Genomic DNA, 16649 nt, shown 5'->3' on the forward strand with positions numbered 1-16649 from the left:
GAGCCGATGGAAACGGGGCATCGCGGCTTTTCCTGGCGTTCGCCCCATCCTGCTTATGCACCAAAGCTGACGTTTTACTTATTGGATAGGGCTTCAAGGTTATTAAAAAGAGTACTGTGGAGCTCGGCGATCAATCTTGATTCGTCATCCAGGACTGGAGGTCTATATGCCAGATAGCCGTATTCCCCCGCCAATCCAGAAGTTCTGGGAAACCACCAAGGAGCTGTTCTCCATGGACAAGGATTTCCCTGCGCCGCCCCAGCTAGACCCGCAAGAGCCCACAGACATGGAAAAAAAGCAGGAGGAAGAGAGACTGCTGCGCATGCGCCACAACTACCGACACTGGTAGCCCTGTCTCTTGAATCCAGCCTTGCGATTGGTTTTCAACCACCTCTACAGGTGGTTTTTTGTTGCCTTGAGATACAAAAGCATGAGCACTTGGACCGGATCAAGCCTAGGCCGCAGAGGAAATGCAGCGATAAGATGAATCGAGAACCGTGAAGCTGGAGACGAAACTCACAGCAGTATCAAATGGATCACCAAGGAGCCCCATGAAAAACAAAGTTGTGCTCATCACCGGAGGCAGCCGAGGCATTGGCGCAGCCACCGCCCTGCAAGCAGCAGCGGCAGGCTGGGATGTACTGCTCAGCTTCAATACAGACCAGACGGCAGCCGATGCGGTTGTCTCGCAAATCACGGAAATGGGCAGGCACGCCATGGCCATTCAGGCGGATATGGGCTGCGAAGAGCAGATTCGCCGTCTTTTTGCCGTGGCAGATGTACAGTTCGGGCACCTGGACGCCCTGGTCAACAACGCAGGTATCGTGGACACGGCACAGACGCTGGCCGAGTTCAGTTTGCAGCGCCTTGAGCGAATGTTCCGCATCAACACCATTGGCGCTTTTCTTTGCGCTCGCGAAGCGGTGCATCGCATGAGTACTGCCAATGGCGGCCATGGTGGAGCCATCGTGAATGTGTCCAGCATTGCGGCAAGACTTGGCGCGCCACGCCAGTATGTCGACTACGCGGCATCCAAGGGTGCTGTGGATGTGATGACTCTGGGGCTGGCCAAGGAAGTGGCTGCGGAAGGCATCCGTGTCAACGCTGTCCGTCCCGGTCTCATTGAAACGGATATTCATGCCAGCGGGGGACAGCCGGACCGGGTTCGGCGCCTGGCCGCCGGCGTTCCCATGAAGCGCGGAGGAACGGCTCTGGAGGTTGCCAATGCAATCGTATGGCTCATCTCGGACGAGTCGCCATACACCACAGGTAGCCTGATCGAGATTTCGGGCGGCAACCTCTAACCGGGCACAGCCGCCCAGCCACGGCCAGCCCTTTCGGCCAGCCCTCTGGTAGTCACGCCAGGTGACACGGCGCTTTGCGTCAGCCCGGACGTGTTGGCTTGCTGCCCCCTGACCTGGCAAACCTCGGCGTTATCTGTTTCTCAGCCTTCGCTCGACCACGCCAGTCGAGGCCTGTCATTCAGCGATGGCCGTGACCATGACCGCCACCCGGGCGATGGCCTCCATGCGGTGGACGGTGATTCCCATGCCCTCCGTGACCTGGATGCGGCCTGTGGTTCGGTGGGCGATGCGCGTGATGATGGTGGTAGTAGCCAGGCCCATATACAGGCCGCCCGTAGTAGTACGAGCCGCCATAAGGCTGATAGATGTAGGTATCGCTATACCCGTAGCTGTATCCAGGGCCTGCCGCGTAGCAGCCCGACAAAAGCAAGACGAGCGCAGAGACTCCAAACAGTTTCTTCATGTGCGAAGTTTAGACGGACCGAATTCGCGCGGTTTTTCAATGTGTAAGCCCGGCTTTGTGCAAACAACTGCCGGCATCTTGAGGGATTTTCTTCTGACGTGCCCCACAACGTCCGCCAGCTGGCGTAGGCGCGCCGGTTGCATCCGGGGAATGCATGCAAATGGCCAAGTGGCCGCTTGACGGCAAGCCGGCCTGCTTTTTCAGCTTCTGCCTGGGCGCCGCAGCTGTGTGGGATGGCAGCTGCGCCCTCCCCTCGTTCCGGCCAAGGCACTGCGCAACGGGGTCGCCCGACCAGGCATGCATGCCCGGCTGCCGGGTTGCAGCACTGCAGCACCGCGTGATGGTTGACGCGTGACGCTGCGCTAATAGCCCCAGCTTTGGCCTCCCGGATAGGTGCGCCCGCCACTCAATCCGGAGCCCGGCCACGGCCACAGGCTGCCTTGATTTTCATGACCTTCGTTTCCGCGGTCACGAAAGTGATCCCGGTCCCAGTCGTTTTCAAAGTCGATGGAGCGATCCCGCTGTTGAATATCGTTGTTTCTAAGATCCTGATCCGCATTCTTCTCAACCTTCTGGGAGCCTGGATCCATTCCTTGCCCATTGACCGGCCTCTGCATCACGCATCCGGTCAATATCAAGGCGAACGCAGTCAGTGCAACTAGCTCTTTCATGGCAGCCCTTTCTACAAGTGGCACTGACAGCCTATTCCTGCCGGCGGATACCCGTGTAATGCGATGTTCGTCGGCACGACGGCAAGAATGCGCATGGGAGCTTGTGCATCGACCAGCCCCCCGCATTCAAGCCCGTAACATTCGAGCAGCACAAAGATGCTGTAAGCACTGCTCTCCCGGCTCCTGAAGAGCGCCAGGGAAAGGGTTGCACAATTACTCTTTTGCCACAGCAGGCCTGCCGCCAGACCGGGTCACCACAACCAATGAGATACCGCCCAATATGGCGGCACCAGCCAGAGTCAGTCGCATGGTCCAGGGCTCTCCCAACAGGGAGACGGCACCGATGGCGGCCAGCAAGGGAACGCTCAGCTGTATGGATGCAGCAGCCCCCGCCTTCAGCTGGGGTAGCGCCGCATACCATGCCACGTAGCCCAATCCGGAAGTCAGCATTCCGGAGCACAGCGCATACATCAATCCTGCAGTGCTCAGTGAGGCCTGCCCCTGCACCATCACGAGCATCAGCAGCGAAAGCGGCACCGTCCGTAAGAAATTTCCTGCCGTCACGCCGATCGGATCGGTTGCGCCCTTGCCGAGCAAGGAATACAGCCCCCAGGCAACCCCTGCCAGGAGCATGAGCAAAGCCGCCCCCAGGGGCGGTGCCGAGAGTCCGGGTCGCAGCAACACCACCAGGCCGCCGAAAGCCAGCACCAATCCGCCCCATTGCCGGGGCGAAAGTGCCTCGCCGCGACAAAGGCCCACGCCCACCATCGTCGCCTGCACCGCGCCGAAAAGCAGCAAGGCACCGACACCGGCCGACAGACTCCCGTAGGCGAAGGAAAACAACGCCGCATAAGCGAACAACAAACCCGCCGACGTCCAGTTGCCCACACCGGCAGAGGGAGCGCGTTTCAGGCTCACGACCAGCGCCAGCATGGCCGCGCCCGAAGCCAGGCGCACTGCCGTAAAGCTCGCGGCATCAATGGAGTGGGATTGGAGCGCAAGGCGGCACAGCAGCGAGTTGCCGGCAAAGGCCAGCATCGCCAGACCAGTCAACACAGTGGTGTGAAACAAGGGCATCACAACCTCGTAGATAGACCAACCCCGGTATTTTTCCATGTCATCCGCCCGTGACCAAGCAACTGCTGTCTTGATGGAGATAGCCCCGCCTTGCTGCCGGCGCCAGCCCTGTACCGGAGGATCGGAGATTCAGCCCGGCAGACTTGAAGAACGCGGCTGGGCGCAGCAAGCGCCATCAGCTTCACGAGATGTCTTGAAGAGCCAAGCCCCGGTTGCCAAAGCAGCGGGCCTGAGGTCCGGATTCAGGATTCAAGCCACACCACGACCTCTGTGCATCAATCGCACACTTCCAGGCACTTTCTGTGGCTCGGAGAACGAGGGAGGTGAAATTTCCGCGACAGCTACAGTCACCATAATTCCTCAAACTTGACACACATCATGAAAGAGAAAGGGTTGGATGGAGTTCCTAGGCAATCAAAGCGCCCAGCTGAGGATGATGAAAGGCCAGATCATGGCGCAAGAAGCACTTCTCATTGCCCTGATCGAAACGCTGGATGACAACAAGAAAAGCAATCTGCAGCACAACTTCAGCCAGCGCGCCGAAGAGATCAAGGCGGAGGTCTTGAACTCGATGGCGACGGATGAGCTCTACGAGCGCCTGCTGGAGCACCTCGACAGATATTCGAAGACCGTCAACTTGCGCCCTTGACTTGTTGCGCAACAAAGACCTGCCCGCCATGACGCGGGCTTTTTCTTTGGTGGCTTGCATGATGCCGGCTGGGTGGATCACGGCGCCCAATCATCTTCCCAGGCCCGATGGCAGCCGACGACTCCAAGGACAGTAGTTCAAACGCCGGCATCGCCTGAGCGGACTTGCCGGCTTGCTCACATTCGAATCCGGGTGAGCGCGGCTACCCGTCATCAGCCCCGCCGGCAGCAGGTAATCGAGAAACACATCACGCTTCCCGGTGGTCGGCCGCCCCGGACTTCCAGTATCCCTTTGCGCTCAAGCCGTGCCGGGGCAGCTCTCGCTCTTGAAAGTAATGATGCTTCAGGCTACGGATGGCCGCAGACTCTCCCGCAATCCAGATGTAGCCAGGCCCTGTCGGCAAGGGGCGGTGCAGCAGTGCCTGACACAGGCTCAGGCCGGGTTCCGGCTGGGCATTGATCCATTGGACGCGCAGCTTGGCCAGGCTGTCGATAGGCTGATGCTCACTTGGCGACAGCACTTCCGCATAGACCTTGGCATTGATGTCGGCGGGCAAACGGCTGGCAATGCTCTGGATGCCGGGCAAAGCGGTTACATCGCCTGCCAGCATGACCCACTGTGTATTGCCGGGGAGCAGGAAACCGCCGCTGCGAGGCCCTGCGATTCCGATGTGTTCGCCAATCAAAGCCCGAGATGCCCACTCAGAGGCCGGACCGGAGCCGGATCCTGTTCCATGCAGAACAAAGTCCAGATCCAGCGTTCCGGCCTTGAAGTCGATACTTCGTATCGTGTAGGCACGCCCTTCCCCGGTGGGAAGAAAGACTTTGACCCAGGCGGCTGGTTCATCGACTCCCGGCACTTGAAGAAATGCTGCGATCTCGTCACCGCCCACCGTGATTCGCCGCATATGTGGAGTGATGGAATGAACTGCCTGCACGACTCCCACGGCTCTTGCTGTGCGCGGCTTGCGGTCGATTTCATGCATGGCGCACTCCTTGGGGCAAGAAGCTCAGCAGCCGCACTGCGACCAGCAGGGATGGGGCTACAAAGATGCCGAACCATGCCCGGGACAGCAAGACCGCCACAGACTGCGCCCCGATGAACACCGCCTGTGTGACTGGCAGCAGCTTGATTAATGCATTGACGGCGGGCGGCTGACAGGCCGCTGCTGCCAACGTTTCATGAGAACGAATGGACATCGATCACTCCAAATATGAGCATTTGCTCGATATGTGAAAGAATATGAGCCATTGCTCGCATTGAAAACTCGCGTTCGGACAGACCTATGCCGACCCTGCCTCAACCACGACGAATCCCTCGCCAGAACCGCTCACGGGCCTTGGTCGATGCAATTCTTGAAGCTACGGCTCGCGTTTTGAGCGAGCGCGGCTATGCAGGAACCAATACCAATCTGGTTGCCGAACGCGCCGGGGTCAGCGTCGGCTCCGTCTACCAGTACTTTCCCAACAAGGATTCCCTGATCACGGCCCTGCATGAACGGCACGCGGTAGAAATGCACGCGGCCATGGAAACCGTCCTGGCGGGCACCACGTCGCCAGGATTGCTGGAGCGGCTGGCAGCCATCGTGCATGCATGGCTGGCGGCGCATCAGGTTGCTCCCGAGCTGCACCAGGTGCTGGAAAAAGAGTTTCCGTTCTTTGATGCACCGTCGGATCAGAGCGCGGCCGATCAAAGCATTCATTGCCGCATTCGTCAGTTGCTGGAGGAGCACCGGGATGAAGTCGTCCAGGAAGACCTGAATCTCGCCACCTGGATTGTGTTGCGGACCATGGAGTCATTGATTCATGCCGCTGTCATTCCTCCCGGAACGCCTCACCCGATCCAGAAGACCGAGCAGGCCATCGTGGAGATACTGATTGGCTATCTCTGTGGCGGCTCGCGGCGCACCGCATGAAGGTTGGGCTTTAGGGACAACCGGCCTTGGCTGGCTTCAGTGCGTGGTACTCGCGGGAGCAGCCAAGGCTATGGCATGAAGGCGACGCTCTCCGCTTGCACCCTCCCCAGGATCAAAATCGGCGTTTATGCCCGATGAACAGCTTCAGTCGCCTGTATCCCAGCACGATGCCGGTCAGAGCCAGAGCCAACGTACCAATGCTCAGCAAAACGAGGATGGCATCACGCGGCCAGGCGTGGCGCAGCATCCACGGCAGGTCCCAACTGTGCAGGAAATTGAACAGCCACCGCCCTGTACGCTGCCTTTGGTCCAGGCTCAGCACAACATCACCTGAGTACGGGCTGATGTATACGATGGTGCTTCCCGGATCTTCAAATTGCATCCGGAGCACGGGCAGATCACGCGCCGCTGCTGAATACATCGAGGCCTCACCCCGACGGTAATAGTAGGCGTCGTACTCGTTCAGCAACGTGCTCGAGCGGATGGCAGAAGGAAACAGCTTCTTCGCGGCCTGTTCTAGTTTCGAACGGTCAAGCTCCCGCTCCACCTGGGGCGCAGCAAGGCTTGCGGACACGATGCGGGTCTCCCCTAGCCCATTGAAGGCCAGCAGATAGGGCTGCCCATCCAGTACTTTCCATTCGACCTCGCGCGTGTCAAACCCCTCGGCGCTGAGCAGTGTCAGCGCTTCGTGCGTGGTGAGCCTGAAGGGATTGCTTCCTGGACCTGCGTGCTGGTAGCCACGCAGATCGGGACGAGGTCCTTGCGGGCTGAAGATCCCCAGCGGATTCATGGACATCAGGCCGCTGAAGATCCAGCAGATCATCATCGCTCCAAATACGAGGCCGGTGATGTGATGCCAGCGCATCTGGAACTCCCGATACGGCGTCCTGGCTCCGGATTTGTAGCGACCGTTGAAGCGCCATCGCCAGATGCCCACCAAGGCACCGGCAATGGCGGAGACGGTTCCCAATGCCGAGAGCCCGATGACCAGCCAGCTCCACACAGGGTCTTTGGAGCCTTCACGCACCATATACACCCAGTGAAGCCAGGCACCCACGTAGTTCCAGTAGCGTTGATGGCGCGGTACATCCATGACCACCTCGGCAGTGGTTGACGAGATGTACAACAGGCTTGATGGGGAATCGTCCATCAGGACCTTGATGAGAGGCCGATGGGGATCGAGCGAGGCGGAATGCGTCCAGCGGTCGTCTTGCGTGCGACCTTGCAGCGCCCCATTTGCTCCGGACAGGAATGCCTGGGCGCTGCGCAAGGCCGCTGCGTCGTCGGGCGGCTGCGCAACAACGCCCGTGCCGGCATCAACCACCCGCAGCGTGCCGTCCGCCTCCTTGAGCCGGTAGCTGGGGCGGCCCGCAATGGTGGTGAGCACGATCTGCTGCACTCTGTCAGCAGACTGGCTTTGCTTCAGAGCTGCCTCAACAGGCAGGTAGCTCTGGCCAGTGCTCAGGGAAGGCAATGCCTGCAAGCGCTCCGTCGGCAACAGTTTGGGGTAGCCGACAAAGAGCATCACCACTCCGCTGAAGAGCCAGAGCGCCATCAGCACGCATGCACCCACCCCGGTCCATCGATGCACCAGAAACACAAGCCGCTTGGCTTGGGCGGAAGTCCACATCGGCGGCGCGCTCAGAAACGATGGTTCAGTGTCAGCTCAACCCGTCGCCCTTCCCCGACGAACCACTGCGTGTTGGTGTAGTAGGAGGTCGTGAAGTAGTGCTTGTCGAAGATGTTGAAGCCGCGCAGCGTGAACGTGGTGGCCTTGCTTGCCTTCCATTGCAGCGCCAGGTCTGCCGTGGTGTAGGCAGGCAGCTTCAAGGTATTCGCATTGTCGGCATAGCGCTTGCCCACATGGCGAAGGCCGCCGGACAGCGTCCAGTCAGGCACGACTTTCCAGCTCACCCAGACATTGGCGACACGCTCCGGCACATCGGTGGGAATATTGCCATTGCGTGAAACAGCGATGCCGCCCACGGACTCGCTGAAATCCTCATAGCGAGCCTTGAGCAGCGCAAAGTTGGCATCAATCTGCACGGCCTTGCTGACTTGCATCGACAGGGTGCCCTCGATGCCCTTGGAGGAGCGTTCGCCAACCTGTATGCGCAGAGCGGGGTTTGCTGGGTCTCGCGTCAACAAGTTGTTTTTGGTGATGGAATACGCCGCAAGCGTCCAGTCACCCTTGCCGTCCCAGAAGGATTGCTTGATACCGACCTCAAACTGTTTGCCGCTCGATACGTCGAAGGCGGAATTAGCCTCCGACAACATCAGCAGGCCGCTCACCGGATCTGCGGCCTTGGATGCCTGCGCATACAGGGACAGTTGAGGACTTAGCTTGTAGACCGAGCCAAGTCGCCAACCGGTGTTGGAGTAGCTGCGTTTGAAAGCCTGATTGCCCGCCACCAGATCCTGGCGCGACAGGTCCGCATGGTCGAAGCGCGTGCCCGCCACGACAGACCAGCGATCCGTCAGTTCAAGCCGGTCTTCCGCAAACAGCGCATATTGCTCGGCCTTGTTTTGATAGCGGGGAATGAAGGGTACGGAGCTGCTGTAGTAGCCCGGGACGGGGTTGTAGGGATCGACCGGACCGGAGCTGCCGGTGTAAGTGTTGTTGGTGTGCTGAAACGATGCGCGGTTCACGTCGAAGCCCACGGAGAGCTGGTTTGGACGTCCGAGCAAGCTGCCATGGAAGCTCACATCCGTGGTGTTGCCTGTCTGCGTCTGGTCGTGACCGATCTCGGTGTTGTCCGAGCGGTCAATCAATCCCGTAGTGGCGTTGTACCGATACGCTTCGGCATTGCGCCAATAGCGGTCGCTGCCAATGTGATAGAGCTTGCTTCGTACGACGATATTGCTGCCGGGGGCCCACTGGGCAGCCAGTTCGGTCCAGCGATCCTTGAACTGGATGCGGCTGTCGGCAACGTTGTAGTTGCGCTCTCGGAGCGCCGGGTCTTGTACTCCGTTGATCAGCGGTGTACCGAAGTAGCGCATCGGCTTTTGCCGGCCTTGTGCGTGCGAGAGTTGCAAGTTGAAGTCAGGTGTCACATCCCAGCGCAGAGCGCCGGAGATCGTCCGATTGCTGGAATCGCCACGATCCACCCAGCCATCCGATTGGTCGCCACTGACATCGAGTCGGTAGGACCATTGCTCATTGATCGCGCCTCCGCTGCCAAAGGCCAATGCACGTTTGCCTCTGGTTCCCACCGTGGCCTGGACTTCATTTTGAACAGGTCCGCGCGTGGGCTTTTTGGGGATCACGTTGACCACGCCACCAATAGCGCCGTCACCGTAGATCACGGATGCGGGTCCGCGCAGCACTTCTATGCGGTCGATAGACCAGGTGTCGAAGGGAAAACTCACGCCGACTCCCCCGTATTGGCGCGTACCGTCGTATAGACGCATGACCGAGGTGGAGTCCGTGAAACCTCGTACCGAGAGCGCGCTGCCACTGTTGCCCGGATGTCCCAGGCTGGTGATGCCGGTAGATCGCGTGATTGCGTCAACCAGAGAAGTGTCGCCGCGAGCTTCCAGTTGCTCGCGCGTGGTCACCTCGACACTGGCCGGAGTGTCGCGTGCATTGAGGTCGAGCCGGCTGCCGGTGCCCACTGGGCGCTCCAAAGGAGTGTCCCCCGATGAACGTACGGTAACGGTGTCCAGGGTGACGTCGGTTTGCGCCCAACTCGCAGAGCTCGCTGCTGCAAGAGGAACAGCCAATGACAGATGGGCCACAGCCAGGGCCACGCTGTTGCGTTGAAAGAAGGCGGGCGAAAGAGAACTCGCGCTGCCATTGGGCATCGCGCCATAAAAGGGATGGGTCATGAATTATCTGCGTGCAAGTGAGATCGGCCGTGCAGGACTGGGCCCGACGGCGATAGGCTGTATCCGCCATCGATTGGCGGCACAGTGGACTTACACGAGCGTTGGCGGCCCTCGCGGGGGCAGAGGTGCCCCCACCAGCGCGGCAATGCGCGCTGAAACTACAGGCTGTAGCGCCAAGCCGAGCGGCTGTGGCTGCTCAAGATGCGGTGATGAATAGCTCGGCGGTGTCGTGATGGTCAGACACAAGGGACAGTCCAACGAATGATGAAGCCCTGGCGCGGCCTGGCCGTCCTCATCAAGCATGATCACCTGCATGCTGCCACTTGAGGTACAGACCACCTCGATGGCTTTTGGATGCACTATGGGCGAAGCCATTGCAATACTCAACGTCAGCATGAACCACGCCAGAACCAGGCGGGTCAGTGACAGGGAGTTACGCAGCGCTTGCATGGTTGCGCATTATGAGGCCTCCGACGAAGGCCGAGACTTGTCGATTTATCGCTGCTTCGCGCTATCGAGGAGATGCAGCCGTGTGCGGTCGCGTCCCCGAGAGGGCTTGCAACAGAAAAATCGCAGTTTTGAGCCATGGTGACCGTTGCAAGGCTTCTGCTCCGCCAAGCAGCCGACCATGCCCGGATGCCGGATGCAGACATTCATGGGCTGAGCTTTACAGGGCGAGCACGCCTGCGTGCTGCACTGCCTGAAAGGATGCCGAACTCAGCGCACCTTCTCGGTGCCGGTCACTTCACGGAAGAAATCATCGATTGCATCGACCATTTGCGACAGACCCGGCTCCTCGATCGGATAGTGCCCCGCGTTCTCCAGCATGATGGTCCGAACCGGTACCTTGCCGATTCGGCCGATTACAGGCTCGCTTAGCTCCAGAGGAGTCCAGTGATCATCGGCGGGCTGCGTCAGCAAGACAGGGCAGACATTGAAGTCAGCTGGTTCGACTTCGGGCACATGCGACATGTAGGAATCAAGGAATGCGATGGACACGGCGTTTGCAGCGGAGGTTTTATCGCGCATGAAAACTTTCATGGCCGCATCGCTGTTGCACAGCGCGCTCATTTTTCCTGCCTGGCTCATCGGCATCTTCATCTTTGCCAATGGCGTACTGGCCAACTTGCTCATGAGCGGAGCTCCTACGCGACTGACAATCAGATTTTTCGCTGTCTCGTCCCGCACCCGCCGGTCCCGGTTATCAAGAAACGTCATTCCTGCGATACCCTTGACCTTGCGGTTTCGGGACGCGACGTTATAGGTGAGCATGCCGCCGGCAGAGAGGCCATACAAAACGATGGGGCGACTGTCACGCGCCAGTTCTCTGTCAATCAGGTCGCTACCGCATTGGACCCAATCGTCGTAAGTGACGACGTGGCCCTCCCCTACTTCGGTCAAACCGTAGCCAGGCATATCCGCAGCGATGGTTTCGTAACCTCGTTGAGCCAGCGGGCGACCGAGAATCGTCATCATCTGACGACCATTTGTCCCGACTCCGTGCATCAGAATAACCTTTACCGAGGCGTTCGGATTGCGGTACGCATCGATGTGAATTCGATCACCGTGCCAATCCCAGAAAGACTCGGAGGGCTCCTCGCTCAAGGGGATCCTATAGCGCTCAGGAAGGAAAGACTGGATTTCTCGCCAGATGGGTTGGTCGGCGTACATGCTCATGGAAGTCTCCGTGATCGATACGCGCTGCGGATTGCATCGCGTTGTTTTCACTTTAGGAGTTGCGACCCCTTTGCAGAAGGTTGAATCGGGCCAACTGCTTTATCCTTCAGGCCAATAGTCTGGGGAAGATTCATGCAGTTCTGGGATTTCACGCGCAGTCCGGCAAGTGTTCAGTTGCTGCTCGAAGCAGGAGCAAAGCGCGGTCTGAGAGCGCGGGACCTGCTCCAGGGCTCCGGTTTGACCCAGGAACGGCTGGCTGACGCAGAGATCAGCATCGATCCGGCACAAGAAGTAGCCGTCATTCGAAATCTGCTCACTCTCATCCCAAACGAGCCAGGCCTTGGGCTGCTTGTCGGCATGCGCTACCACGCTACGGCCTATGGAATTCTTGGCCTTGGAATGCTTAGTGCGGCAAGCGGTCTGGATGCCCTCCTGCTCGCGCACCGTTTCCTCTCCTTGACTTTTGCGCTCGCAATGCTGGAGCATGAGCGCTCAGACGGGATGCATCGGCTGAAATTCGTTGCATCGCCTGCGCTTGAGCCGGCATTGCGCGAGTTTGCAGTGCAACGCGCCGTAGGCGCGACCTGCCGTCTAATGCTGGATGTCCTGGGGGCAGACACGCCACTGGAAGCTCTCAGTCTCAGCATCAAACGGTCGCCGCATATGCCGTACGCAATCGGCGGCGTGCGGATCGAGTGGGGATCGCAAAGCAACGAACTACGCGTAACACAGGCAACTATGGCTCAAGCCCTGCCTCAAGCCAGTGCGGCAACGTATGCCATGTGTGTCCGCATGTGCGAAGACCTCATGACCAAACGTCGCACATCGCTTTCGACTGGAACGCTACTTCGAGAAATGCTGGCGGCACAACCTGATGGATTGTCGGCAAACCTGCAGCAAGTTGCCGGCTGGCTTCACGTAAGCGAGAGATCGCTCAAACGCCGGCTTCATGACGAAGGTCTCTCGTTTCGGAAGCTACACGAAGAGGTTCGCAGAGCACGAGCCGACAAGCTGCTGATTGGCTCCGAGCTATCCGTTGCAGAAATTGCCGCGAGGCTTGGCTACAGTGATGTGTCCGCGTTCTCGCAAGCATATAAACGCTGGACGGGTTTTTCCCCCACGAATGCAACCGAGCAAATGCGCGGCCAAGAAATCTCAAGTAGCAAGCATTGATAGCCGGCCTTCCGAGATAGCAATAGCCAAGTGGCTGGCGGCTTGGGTTTGCGGATTCAACTGCTCAATGCAACAAAATGACCAGTTGAATCCACAGTCAAAACAGACGCTCCTCTTGGAAACAAGGCAGCAGAAGAAGTGGTGTGAAAAATTGACGATGAACGTTCACGAGATAGAAACCAAACGATTGCGTCTTCGGCAATGGCAAGATTCTGACTACCCCATCTTTGCGCGCATGAATGCCGACGCGGAGACTATGCGCTTTTTCCCCGCCACACTTTCGGTGGAGCAGAGCAATGCCATGGCGCAATACTGTCGCGACCTCATCGAGCAGCAAGGTTGGGGAGTTTGGGCAGTGGAGGAAAAAGCTACCGCAAGATTCATTGGCTTCACCGGCTTGCATAGACCGACCGATGAGCTGCCATTTTCCCCATGCATCGAAGTAGCCTGGCGGCTTGTGAAAACGGCATGGGGAAATGGCTTTGCAACAGAAGGGGCAGATGCGGCACTCTCCTTTGCATTTGCACAGTTAGCAGTGCCCGAAATCGTTTCCTTCACAACGTTGCATAACGCCCCGTCCGAGCGCGTTATGCAACGACTTGGCATGAGGCGAGACGCTCAAACGTTCGAGCATCCCTCTCTTCCTTCAGGGCACCCTTTGCGCGAGCATGTCCTATATCGGGCCTACCCAGGCACACGAACCTTAGCGCTCATGTAGCGAAGGCCCAGACCAAAAGGCAGCGACTGACTGCTTGGGGCTGTGAACCGGTTGGTTGCTGCCGGCCGGAGGCACTAGCGTGAACCACTGCGCTATTCTTGAGCTGATGAAAAGCTGTCGTGACGCCGCCCCCACTTTCATCAAGACTCTCCCGGTCAGACCTCTACAACCCGAGTTCGTCAACCTGATTGACGAGGCGCGTGACAGTCTAGTGCAGGAGCTCGGGGCAGTCCTCGACAGTCTGTATCTGTACGGCAGCGTGCCCAGAGCGATGGCCCAACCCGGAAAGTCGGACTTGGATTTGACGTTGGTGCTGTCGAGGTCGCTTTCCACACCAGAGGCTGAATCTCTTGAGCGCGTCCGTTCCAATCTGGAAGCCGGTCATCCTGAAGTCACCAAGATCGATTTGGATATAGGTGTACTTGAGGATGTGCTGAACCCGGCCAATTTGCATAGCTGGGGCTACTGGCTCAAGCATGGGTGCCGCTGTATTCATGGTTCAGATCTGGCACTTCGGTTTCAGGCATTTCAGCCCTCACCCGCAATTGCGAAAGCAGTCAATGGAGACTATGTCCAGATTCTCCGTGACTATATGACTCGCATCTCTCAAGCACATGACGAAGACGCAACGAGACGGCTGAAAAAAGAGGCTGCAAAAAAGCTGGTTCGTGCAACCAACGTTCTGCGCCTTGAGGCAGACCGTCCATGGCCTGAATCTCTGGAGGAATACGCCAGGTTTTTTTCGCTCCGGTTTCCCGAAATGGCTGAACAAATGGAGTTCTTTCTTGAACATGCCAGAACGCCCTCGGCAACGAGCGACGTTTTCAATCAGAGGCTGGTGTTCTCTATCGATTGGATGCAAGGGCTCCAGTGCTCATCCGCGCCTGCATAGGCTGAACAATGACGGCGGCAACCGGCCTGGAGCAGACATTTGATTCAGTGAATTACCGCATGCATACTGATGCGCAATCCCCATAAATTTTGAGTTGAAGGGAGTTCACCGCTCATGCTCGTCTCAGCTAAATCTATCGGTTTGGTTTGCACAGGCGTTGCAGCTGCCTGGCTAATACGAAATCTAAGCAGATTGCCTGATCCGTTTCAGAGTCGTAGTTGCCAAGGCATTAAGTGGCATCGTGAGTTTCCTGATGCGGCGAAGAAGGATATACGCTCCTTTCTAAGTATGTTTACGCAAGCATTTGGATTCCCGGAAAAGAAACGACTGCTTTTCGAGCCAGCGGATACTTTTTTGGAGATATATCGCAGCCTGTATCCATACAAGTGGATGCCAGATGCATTAGAACTTGAGACTTTTGCATTGATGGTCAAGAAAACGTATGGCATCAGTCTTGCGGATGTTTGGAGTGACAAGCTGACACTTGGAAAGCTGTTCTCTCTTTCCCAAGATAAAACGGGCCTTGAGTGAGGCAGCATGACCGCTCAGGGTCAAGCAGAGACAGCGGCTCTCGACCACAAGCAGTCCACGTGTTTCAAGCCAGAATGTGCTCTCGCCTTTGGACTGCCAGAAATTGGAGACAGCAGTGAGAACACGCCACTGCCCCAGCACCGTAGATCAGGTATCTATCCGACCAATGAGCATTGGGGACTACGACAGCGTCACCGCAATGATGAAGAAAACAGATGGGGTTACTTTTCGGGATGCCGATTCACGGGAAGCTACTCAGCGCTACCTGTTGCGCAACCCGGGTTTGAGCTTCGTTGCGTTAGAAGGCGAGCATATCGTTGGGTGCATCATGTCAGGCCACGATGGCCGTCGCGGCTACTTGCAGCACCTTGTAGTCCTGCCTACATTCCGAAAGCGCGGCATTGCTTCCCGCTTGGTGGAGCTGTGCTTGGACGGACTTGAAAGACTCGGCATTCATAAGAGTCACATTGATGTTCTTCAGGAGAACCATTCTGCCCACGCTTATTGGGAAGGCAGGGGATGGAAGCTGAGGACGGACATTCGCCGGTATTCTTTCGTGCGCTCTGGCGGTGATAACGCCTAAGTTCAACCGGCAGACATCCTCGGACGCCTGCAATGGGTCGATTCACAGTCAACGACTTGCAGGTTCACTGCACGCGTGTTTCATAAGCTCTCATGACAGCCATTCTTCGCGCTATTGCATCGCTGACCGTTCTGCTTTTTTCATCCCCGGGCTTTGCCCAGACGTTGAGTTTGACCTTCGATGATGGACTGAACCCCGACAGGCAGGCCCAAGCGCAGGTCTGGAATCAGCAGATCATCACCAGCCTCAAAGACTCTGGCATCACAGCGATGGTGTTCCCCTCGCTGATTCGCATAGGCGGTGATCGAGGAATGGGGCTCGTCATGGATTGGGCCAAGGCAGGTCATGCGGTAGGCAACCATACGGCGACACACCGCAGTCTTGCATCCGCCGAGACGACACTGGACGAATTCATTTCGGACGTGAAAAAGGCCGATGCAGCTCTGCGTCACATTCCGACTTGGGTGCCGATGCTTCGCTTTCCTTACCTGAAAGAAGGTGACACGGAGGAAAAGCGTGACGGCATCCAGTCCTGGATGAAATCAAATGGCTATAGACCCGCCCCAGTCTCCATCGATGCCAGCGATTGGTACTACAACCAGATCTATTCCTCGCTTCTACGATCTGGTTCACACGACAAGGCTGACCGGGTCAAGATGGCCTACATTGAACACCTGCTCGACCGGGCCACTTACTATGAAGGCCTGGCCAAGCAGGTACTTGGTCGAAGCCCTGCGCATGTGATGCTGCTGCACACCAATGAGATCAATGCGGCAACCTTGCCTGATATCGTTTCGGCTTTTCGCAAGCAAGGCTGGACGTTCGTATCGGCAACAACCGCATTCAAAGATCCCATCTACTCTTCGCAGCCTGACACATTGCCTGCTGGCGAAAGCGTCGTATGGGCAAGCGCGAAAGCTCGCGGCATTTCTGGCCTGCGCTATCCCGCCGAGGACTCGGTCTATGAAGAACCCAAGCTTCGCCTGGAGTCACTAGTACCTTAGCAGTCCTCTTAAGGTCGTTCCGAGACGGTCGCCTGCCGGTCAGAAGCAGTCATCACGGCGCTTCGCAGCGCGGGCTAGCGGAACACGCCAATCGCTTCCACAAGATTCTTCACCTGCCATTGCATGCTGCTCGACGCCTGCGCCCCCTGGGTCACCAGTTGCGC

19 protein-coding genes are annotated in these 16649 nt (G+C 57.9%); 10 read left to right on the forward strand and 9 right to left on the reverse strand.

What is annotated here, in order from left to right; genetic code table 11:
* Nucleotides 1-166: 166 nt before the first annotated feature.
* On the forward strand, nt 167-349 hold the full coding sequence (locus JAO85_RS24240; RefSeq protein ID WP_012838487.1) for a hypothetical protein: 183 nt from the start codon (nt 167-169) through the stop codon (nt 347-349).
* A gap of 202 nt (nt 350-551) precedes the next feature.
* The gene (locus JAO85_RS24245; RefSeq protein WP_202789198.1) at nt 552-1304 is read left to right on the forward strand and encodes an SDR family oxidoreductase; all 753 of its coding nucleotides are present in this window, start codon (nt 552-554) and stop codon (nt 1302-1304) included.
* Nucleotides 1305-1478: 174 nt separating this feature from the next.
* Here the strand turns inward: JAO85_RS24245 and JAO85_RS24250 are convergent, their stop codons facing one another.
* The 3 genes from JAO85_RS24250 to JAO85_RS24260 all read right to left on the reverse strand — a co-directional run bounded on the left by JAO85_RS24250 (nt 1479) and on the right by JAO85_RS24260 (nt 3515).
* On the reverse strand, nt 1479-1658 hold the full coding sequence (locus JAO85_RS24250; RefSeq protein ID WP_202789212.1) for a hypothetical protein: 180 nt from the start codon (nt 1656-1658) through the stop codon (nt 1479-1481).
* 471 nt (nt 1659-2129) lie between these two features.
* Nucleotides 2130-2438: a hypothetical protein gene (locus tag JAO85_RS24255; protein ID WP_012838489.1), complete on the reverse strand. Its 309-nt coding sequence runs from the start codon at nt 2436-2438 to the stop codon at nt 2130-2132.
* Nucleotides 2439-2651: 213 nt separating this feature from the next.
* Entirely contained in the window at nt 2652-3515 is an 864-nt protein-coding gene (locus JAO85_RS24260; RefSeq protein WP_202789199.1) for a DMT family transporter, read from the reverse strand.
* A 397-nt stretch (nt 3516-3912) separates the two neighbouring features.
* Between JAO85_RS24260 and JAO85_RS24265 the strand changes: the two genes are divergently transcribed.
* The gene (locus JAO85_RS24265) at nt 3913-4164 is read left to right on the forward strand and encodes a hypothetical protein (protein WP_034359117.1); all 252 of its coding nucleotides are present in this window, start codon (nt 3913-3915) and stop codon (nt 4162-4164) included.
* Between the two features lie 247 nt (nt 4165-4411).
* Here the strand turns inward: JAO85_RS24265 and JAO85_RS24270 are convergent, their stop codons facing one another.
* Nucleotides 4412-5149: a siderophore-interacting protein gene (locus JAO85_RS24270; protein WP_202789200.1), complete on the reverse strand. Its 738-nt coding sequence runs from the start codon at nt 5147-5149 to the stop codon at nt 4412-4414.
* A complete protein-coding gene (locus JAO85_RS24275) occupies nt 5142-5363 on the reverse strand; it encodes a hypothetical protein (RefSeq protein ID WP_202789201.1) in 222 nt (73 codons plus the stop codon). The genes JAO85_RS24270 and JAO85_RS24275 overlap by 8 nt, the downstream gene beginning before the upstream one ends.
* Nucleotides 5364-5449: 86 nt before the next feature.
* On the opposite strand from JAO85_RS24275, the gene JAO85_RS24280 reads away from it, so the two are divergent.
* Nucleotides 5450-6079, forward strand: a complete 630-nt coding sequence (locus JAO85_RS24280) for a TetR/AcrR family transcriptional regulator (protein ID WP_202789202.1) — start codon at nt 5450-5452, stop codon at nt 6077-6079.
* Nucleotides 6080-6191: 112 nt separating this feature from the next.
* On the opposite strand, the gene JAO85_RS24285 is transcribed toward JAO85_RS24280, so the two are convergent.
* The 4 genes from JAO85_RS24285 to JAO85_RS24300 all read right to left on the reverse strand — a co-directional run bounded on the left by JAO85_RS24285 (nt 6192) and on the right by JAO85_RS24300 (nt 11584).
* Nucleotides 6192-7709 (reverse strand): PepSY domain-containing protein, encoded by a 1518-nt coding sequence (locus JAO85_RS24285; RefSeq protein ID WP_202789203.1) that lies wholly within the window; start codon nt 7707-7709, stop codon nt 6192-6194.
* 11 nt (nt 7710-7720) lie between these two features.
* The gene (locus JAO85_RS24290) at nt 7721-9907 is read right to left on the reverse strand and encodes a TonB-dependent siderophore receptor (RefSeq protein WP_237734991.1); all 2187 of its coding nucleotides are present in this window, start codon (nt 9905-9907) and stop codon (nt 7721-7723) included.
* A 90-nt stretch (nt 9908-9997) separates the two neighbouring features.
* Complete coding sequence (locus tag JAO85_RS24295) at nt 9998-10357, reverse strand: DUF2946 family protein (RefSeq protein ID WP_034398669.1); 360 nt, start codon at nt 10355-10357, stop codon at nt 9998-10000.
* 267 nt (nt 10358-10624) lie between these two features.
* Nucleotides 10625-11584: an alpha/beta hydrolase gene (locus tag JAO85_RS24300; protein ID WP_202789204.1), complete on the reverse strand. Its 960-nt coding sequence runs from the start codon at nt 11582-11584 to the stop codon at nt 10625-10627.
* A 132-nt stretch (nt 11585-11716) separates the two neighbouring features.
* On the opposite strand from JAO85_RS24300, the gene JAO85_RS24305 reads away from it, so the two are divergent.
* The 6 genes from JAO85_RS24305 to JAO85_RS24330 all read left to right on the forward strand — a co-directional run bounded on the left by JAO85_RS24305 (nt 11717) and on the right by JAO85_RS24330 (nt 16485).
* Entirely contained in the window at nt 11717-12757 is a 1041-nt protein-coding gene (locus tag JAO85_RS24305; protein WP_202789205.1) for an AraC family transcriptional regulator, read from the forward strand.
* 67 nt (nt 12758-12824) lie between these two features.
* Nucleotides 12825-13475 carry a GNAT family N-acetyltransferase gene (locus tag JAO85_RS24310; RefSeq protein ID WP_370552225.1) on the forward strand — a complete coding sequence of 217 codons (651 nt, stop codon included), beginning with the start codon at nt 12825-12827 and terminating at the stop codon, nt 13473-13475.
* A gap of 79 nt (nt 13476-13554) precedes the next feature.
* Complete coding sequence (locus tag JAO85_RS24315; RefSeq protein ID WP_202789206.1) at nt 13555-14367, forward strand: nucleotidyltransferase domain-containing protein; 813 nt, start codon at nt 13555-13557, stop codon at nt 14365-14367.
* A 114-nt stretch (nt 14368-14481) separates the two neighbouring features.
* Nucleotides 14482-14898, forward strand: coding sequence for a hypothetical protein (locus JAO85_RS24320; RefSeq protein WP_202789207.1), 417 nt, complete (start codon nt 14482-14484; stop codon nt 14896-14898).
* Nucleotides 14899-15064: 166 nt separating this feature from the next.
* The gene (locus tag JAO85_RS24325) at nt 15065-15481 is read left to right on the forward strand and encodes a GNAT family N-acetyltransferase (protein WP_202789208.1); all 417 of its coding nucleotides are present in this window, start codon (nt 15065-15067) and stop codon (nt 15479-15481) included.
* A gap of 92 nt (nt 15482-15573) precedes the next feature.
* Nucleotides 15574-16485 carry a polysaccharide deacetylase family protein gene (locus JAO85_RS24330; RefSeq protein ID WP_202789209.1) on the forward strand — a complete coding sequence of 304 codons (912 nt, stop codon included), beginning with the start codon at nt 15574-15576 and terminating at the stop codon, nt 16483-16485.
* Nucleotides 16486-16649: the final 164 nt, after the last annotated feature.

The sequence above is a fragment of the Comamonas sp. NyZ500 genome, assembly GCF_016772095.1.
Classification (GTDB): domain Bacteria; phylum Pseudomonadota; class Gammaproteobacteria; order Burkholderiales; family Burkholderiaceae_C; genus Comamonas; species Comamonas thiooxydans.

What these genes read in the sequence shown, in the direction of transcription:
- JAO85_RS24270 (WP_202789200.1), bottom strand. Translation starts at nt 5,149, where the DNA reads ATGCATGAAATCGACCGCAAGCCGCGCACAGCAAGAGCCGTGGGAGTC.
- JAO85_RS24300 (WP_202789204.1), bottom strand. Translation starts at nt 11,584, where the DNA reads ATGAGCATGTACGCCGACCAACCCATCTGGCGAGAAATCCAGTCTTTC.
- JAO85_RS24310 (WP_370552225.1), top strand. Translation starts at nt 12,825, where the DNA reads ATGCAACAAAATGACCAGTTGAATCCACAGTCAAAACAGACGCTCCTC.
- JAO85_RS24245 (WP_202789198.1), top strand. Translation starts at nt 552, where the DNA reads ATGAAAAACAAAGTTGTGCTCATCACCGGAGGCAGCCGAGGCATTGGC.
- JAO85_RS24330 (WP_202789209.1), top strand. Translation starts at nt 15,574, where the DNA reads ATGACAGCCATTCTTCGCGCTATTGCATCGCTGACCGTTCTGCTTTTT.
- JAO85_RS24275 (WP_202789201.1), bottom strand. Translation starts at nt 5,363, where the DNA reads ATGTCCATTCGTTCTCATGAAACGTTGGCAGCAGCGGCCTGTCAGCCG.
- JAO85_RS24295 (WP_034398669.1), bottom strand. Translation starts at nt 10,357, where the DNA reads ATGCAAGCGCTGCGTAACTCCCTGTCACTGACCCGCCTGGTTCTGGCG.
- JAO85_RS24240 (WP_012838487.1), top strand. Translation starts at nt 167, where the DNA reads ATGCCAGATAGCCGTATTCCCCCGCCAATCCAGAAGTTCTGGGAAACC.
- JAO85_RS24325 (WP_202789208.1), top strand. Translation starts at nt 15,065, where the DNA reads ATGAGCATTGGGGACTACGACAGCGTCACCGCAATGATGAAGAAAACA.
- JAO85_RS24255 (WP_012838489.1), bottom strand. Translation starts at nt 2,438, where the DNA reads ATGAAAGAGCTAGTTGCACTGACTGCGTTCGCCTTGATATTGACCGGA.
- JAO85_RS24265 (WP_034359117.1), top strand. Translation starts at nt 3,913, where the DNA reads ATGGAGTTCCTAGGCAATCAAAGCGCCCAGCTGAGGATGATGAAAGGC.
- JAO85_RS24290 (WP_237734991.1), bottom strand. Translation starts at nt 9,907, where the DNA reads ATGACCCATCCCTTTTATGGCGCGATGCCCAATGGCAGCGCGAGTTCT.
- JAO85_RS24250 (WP_202789212.1), bottom strand. Translation starts at nt 1,658, where the DNA reads ATGGCGGCTCGTACTACTACGGGCGGCCTGTATATGGGCCTGGCTACT.
- JAO85_RS24280 (WP_202789202.1), top strand. Translation starts at nt 5,450, where the DNA reads ATGCCGACCCTGCCTCAACCACGACGAATCCCTCGCCAGAACCGCTCA.
- JAO85_RS24305 (WP_202789205.1), top strand. Translation starts at nt 11,717, where the DNA reads ATGCAGTTCTGGGATTTCACGCGCAGTCCGGCAAGTGTTCAGTTGCTG.
- JAO85_RS24320 (WP_202789207.1), top strand. Translation starts at nt 14,482, where the DNA reads ATGCTCGTCTCAGCTAAATCTATCGGTTTGGTTTGCACAGGCGTTGCA.
- JAO85_RS24285 (WP_202789203.1), bottom strand. Translation starts at nt 7,709, where the DNA reads ATGTGGACTTCCGCCCAAGCCAAGCGGCTTGTGTTTCTGGTGCATCGA.
- JAO85_RS24260 (WP_202789199.1), bottom strand. Translation starts at nt 3,515, where the DNA reads ATGCCCTTGTTTCACACCACTGTGTTGACTGGTCTGGCGATGCTGGCC.